We start from the raw sequence: 4,414 nt of genomic DNA, 5'->3' as shown, positions 1-4,414 counted from the left end.
TTCCGGCGGAAAGCAAATAGTGTTAAAATGTCATTGCCACTCTCTGCACGACGGCCGTAAGGAATGCGTTCTTTTATTTTTTCGGTCCTTTTCGTAAAGGTTGTTTTTATTTACCTGCTGCACTGAGACGGAGTTTGTATCTCTGCGGCGTTTCGGGCACACAGTATTTGGGCAGAGTGCCTACATCTTGTCCGCAACTGGCGTTGCCGATGCCGCGCGTCCATGCGTCGAGGTGCAACACGGTGTAGGGACGCGGCGTGAGTTCCCACATGTGCTGAGCCTTCATGAGGTCGGCGTCCGTAAAGCGGAGGGCAGAGAAGTTCACCTGTCCCTCTGTCTCTATCTTCAGGCCGAAGCCGCTCTTGTCCGTCAGGATGAGTTCCCGCATGCTTTCGCGGCCTCCCGTACTTTGGGGCTTTACGTAATGTTCGGGCATGTCCTCCACCGTTGTGGCATAACGTCCCAGCAGGGTACCGTCCTTGCGGTCGCAATAATTCTCCCACGGGCCGTATGCGTAATAGCTGACGTTTGAGAAGGCGGTGTCTATTCCGCACACCAGTCCGGCACGGCGCAGATTTCCCGTTTTGGGCGTAAAGGTTACGTCCATGTCTACGATGCCCTGAGGCAGAATGGTATAAGTGATGTCCGTGGCGCAGAGAGAGCCGTCGCGGCGGGTCTTCACCACCGTGTTGCCTTCACGGTCGGTAGTCACCTCCAGAGAACCTTTATCCGACAGTCCGTTTTCGGTATGGGTGTAGCGGTCGTTCTCAATCCAGCGGTGATTATCGTAACGGAAGCCCTGACCTTCGGCCAGCACATTGCGGCCGCCGAATGCCAGTGATGTGAGATCGCCTGTGGTATTGTTGAAAGTCACCGACACTTTCTTGTTGCCGATAGTCGTATGGTCGAGTGCGGCCGTCTGCGTCAGAGCTTCACCGCGGGAGGCCAGTTTGGGAAGGACTGTGCGCTCCGTCAGCACATACTGTGCCTGTGCCACGCGGTGTCCGGCCGGTTCCGAAGCGGTGGCCGCGCGCTGCTGCACGTAAAGATTGAGCAATATCTCGTTGCCGGCGGCTCTCTCTTTGCGGAGTTTGATTTTCGGCAGTTTGAGGCTTATTTCCACACCGTTGTCGGGGAGTACCGCCGGTAAGGCCATTTTCTTGCGGCCTGCCACGTGTCCGTTCCTGACAACTTCGTAAACCAGGTCGAACCGGTCGAGCGATGTGAAGGCGTATTTGTTTCTGAAATGCACTGTCGCAAGGTTGCTGTCTTCGTTGACTAATCGCATTTTGAACTTCACAAACTGGTGTGCGGCTTTGACTTCGGCCAGTTTGGCCCCTTCCTGCCGCTCGGGCGATACGATGCCGTTGGAGCAGAAGTTGCCCTGATGAGGTCCGGGATAATCGTATCCCGTGTGCAGGCGGTATACGCCGTTTTTCATCTCCGCCGGGTCATAGATGGCCTGGTCTACCCAGTCCCAGATGCAGCCGCCGATGGTACTGTTGCTCCTTTCTATCACTTCCCAGTATTCGCGCAGATTGCCGATAGCATTGCCCATGGCGTGAGCGTATTCGCAGATGAACATCGGCTTGTCAAGATCCGAGGTATTCTTGTTCATCCAGCGCATGCCAGGGTACATTTTCGAATAGAAGTCGGAAAAGCGCTCGCCGCCGTATTCTCCGCTGACGCGGGTGCCTTCATAGTGGATGGGGCGTGTGGGGTCGAGCTCCCGGGCCTTGTCGTAGCAGAAACGGAAGTTCTCGCCGTTGCCCGCCTCGTTACCCAGGCTCCACATGACTATGCTGGGATGGTTGCGGTCGCGCAACACCATTCGCTCGATACGATCTTCGAATGCCGGCACCCACGACGCGCGGTCGGAGATGCTTTGGTTGGCATGGTCCTCAAGGTCGGCTTCGTCCACACAGTAGAGGCCGAAATAATCGAACATGGCATACATTTTCGCATCGTTGGGATAGTGCGACGTGCGTATGGTGTTGATGTTGTTGCGCTTCATTAGTGTGACGTCGCGCAGCATTCCTTCCGTTGTGACGGCACGGCCGCGGCGCGGGTCGGTGTCGTGGCGGTTCACACCTTTGAGAAATACTTTCCGCCCGTTCACATAGAGCTGTGAGTCCTTTATCTTCACTTCGCTGAAGCCGTATTTTGTGGAGAAGGCCATTTCTTCGCGGCCGGCCTTGTCCAGTTGTACGATGTGGATGGTATATAAATGTGGTGTTTCGGCGCTCCATAGCTGTACGTCAGTGAGGTCGAAATCTACGAAGAGAGCGTTTTTATGGCGCGGAGAATAGAAATACCTACAGGTGTTTTCCGCTATTTTCTGTCCTGCCGGGTCGAATACACGGACTATCAGTTTTTTTCTTTCGACCAGATTGTCGCGATCATCGAGGGCGAGCTCTACATTGAGGCGTGCGTTGCGGTAACCGTCCTTGAGCTCTGCGGTGATTTTGTGATCTGCCACAAAGACGCGTGGTACATTGTACAGGTATACGTCGCGGAAAATGCCTGACATGCGGAACATGTCCTGACACTCGAGGTAGGAGCCGTCCGACCAGCGGAACACTTGCAGGGCGAGCGTGTTCTCTCCTTTTTTCAGATGTTTTGTCAGGTCAAATTCGGCTACGTTGTTGGCGCCCTGCGTGTAACCTATGTATTGTCCGTTAAGCCATACGAAGGCTGCCGAATAGATGCCGCCGAAGTGAATGAGTGTGCGGTGTTCCGTCCAGTCGTCGGGAACGGAAAAGGTACGCACGTAGGAGCCTACGGGATTGATGCTGTAGTTTTTGCCTCCGTCGTTGAAGCCCGGCCGTGCTTTGATGAAAGGCGGCGTGTTGGAGTGGGGGTATTCCACGTTGCAGTAGATGGGGCGGTCGTAGCCTTGCATTTCCCAGTTGGAGGGAACGGGGATGGTGTCCCATGATGATACGTCATAGCCTTCCTTGAAGAAGTCGAGCGGACGTTGTGAAGGTTCCGGAACGAAGTGGAAACGCCATGTGCCGTTGAGCGATTGATAACGCGAACTGACCGGTGTTGTCCATGGCGTGGCGTAGTAGTTTTTGTCGGCCAGCATTTCAGCCTCTGTGGCGTATGGCATGAAAGTGGCGCGTCCCGCTTCCTTGTTCTCTGCAAAGATTGTTTCGTCTTCCCAGTAGGGTGATTTTATTTTCGGTTTTTGTACCTGCTCGAAGGAGAACCATGCGTCACTGTCGGCAGCGTTGAGTTTGGCCAGTTTCAGTTGCCCGTTTTTGAGAGTGTACATCGTGCCGGCTTTGGCGGAGTTTTGCGAGGCCGAACAGATGAGGTAAACGTCCTCTTTGCCTCCGACGGGTACGAAGCGGAAGCGGGCGTTGTTCCACACGCCGTCCTGTGCAGGCCATTGCAATAGATAATCTACGGCAGGATTGCCGCCGCCGTCATCGAAGTTCTGAGTGTAGAAAGCTCCGGTTATGACGCGTTGTCTGAGGTCGAGCATTTTGATGTTCCAGTATTGTCCGCGGTTTTGGGCATCAGCTTTTTCGCCCACGATGCGGGCGTTGTTCTCTCCCGAGTCGCCGTTGCCTAGCACCATGTCGGGATGTTTTACAGAACGTATGCGATAGGTCAGTGCATCGTCGAATCCTGCGGCTGTGGCTTTCCGTATGTGAAAGCGGGCGGCCTTGTTGCCCTTGGCGCTGCTTTTGGCAATGAGCGTTACTTTACCGTCGGCGGTCACCGCGGCCGCCACGTCGGGGCGGTTCGTCGGGATGAGTAGCAGGGCATCGCCGTCGGTTTCGGTTTTCCATAACTGGGCTTCATCCGAACCGTTGTTCACTCCCGTCTGTACGGCATTGCCTTTGGTGCGTAGAGCCAGGTTGGAGAAAGGATTGATGAAACGCCACGAACCGGAAAGCTCGGATACCGTCCAGTGCTGTTCGGTGCGTTCGCCGTCCAGCCGCGCCAGAGCCACCTCTCCTGTGCGTGGGTTATATTCCACCACAAAGCCGTTTTTTGAGGCCGGCACGAGATGATAGAACATTCCTCTGGTAAACTGAGTGGGTTGCTGCCGGCTTGCAGAAACTGGCAGCATTGCGAGTAAGAACAAGAAGAGGCTCAAGCCTTGTCTTGTCATGAAGTGCAACTTTTTCATAAAGGATGTGTATTGTTTGTGTTTATTCTTTTACAGATGGTTGCAGACTGTGAACGATTGTGTTATTTTGCAAATATACGATTTTCCCGTTATTTTAACCAGACAAGACAATATTAATAAGGAAAAGGGCAGGTTTACACGTCTCCGATTTTAACATATTTAACTTTCTGTTACATTTTTGAGTGTTAAAAGATAGGTTCGAAGTAGTGGAATCCAAAAAATCCGTATCGGAATTTCAACACGAATACTTGGAATTTGAATTGCAATACG

General features: G+C 53.5%; 1 protein-coding gene. It reads right to left on the bottom strand.

Features of this window, described 5'->3' with window-relative positions; translation table 11 throughout:
- Nucleotides 1–106 precede the first annotated feature (106 nt).
- A complete protein-coding gene (locus C5S62_RS02500; RefSeq protein ID WP_104403917.1) occupies nt 107–4,126 on the bottom strand; it encodes a glycoside hydrolase family 2 TIM barrel-domain containing protein in 4,020 nt (1,339 codons plus the stop codon).
- Nucleotides 4,127–4,414: the final 288 nt, after the last annotated feature.

Origin of the sequence: Prevotella sp. MGM2 (assembly GCF_002933955.1) — a bacterium.
Lineage (GTDB): Bacteria > Bacteroidota > Bacteroidia > Bacteroidales > Bacteroidaceae > Alloprevotella.
This window is presented reverse-complemented; position numbering and strand designations above follow the sequence as displayed.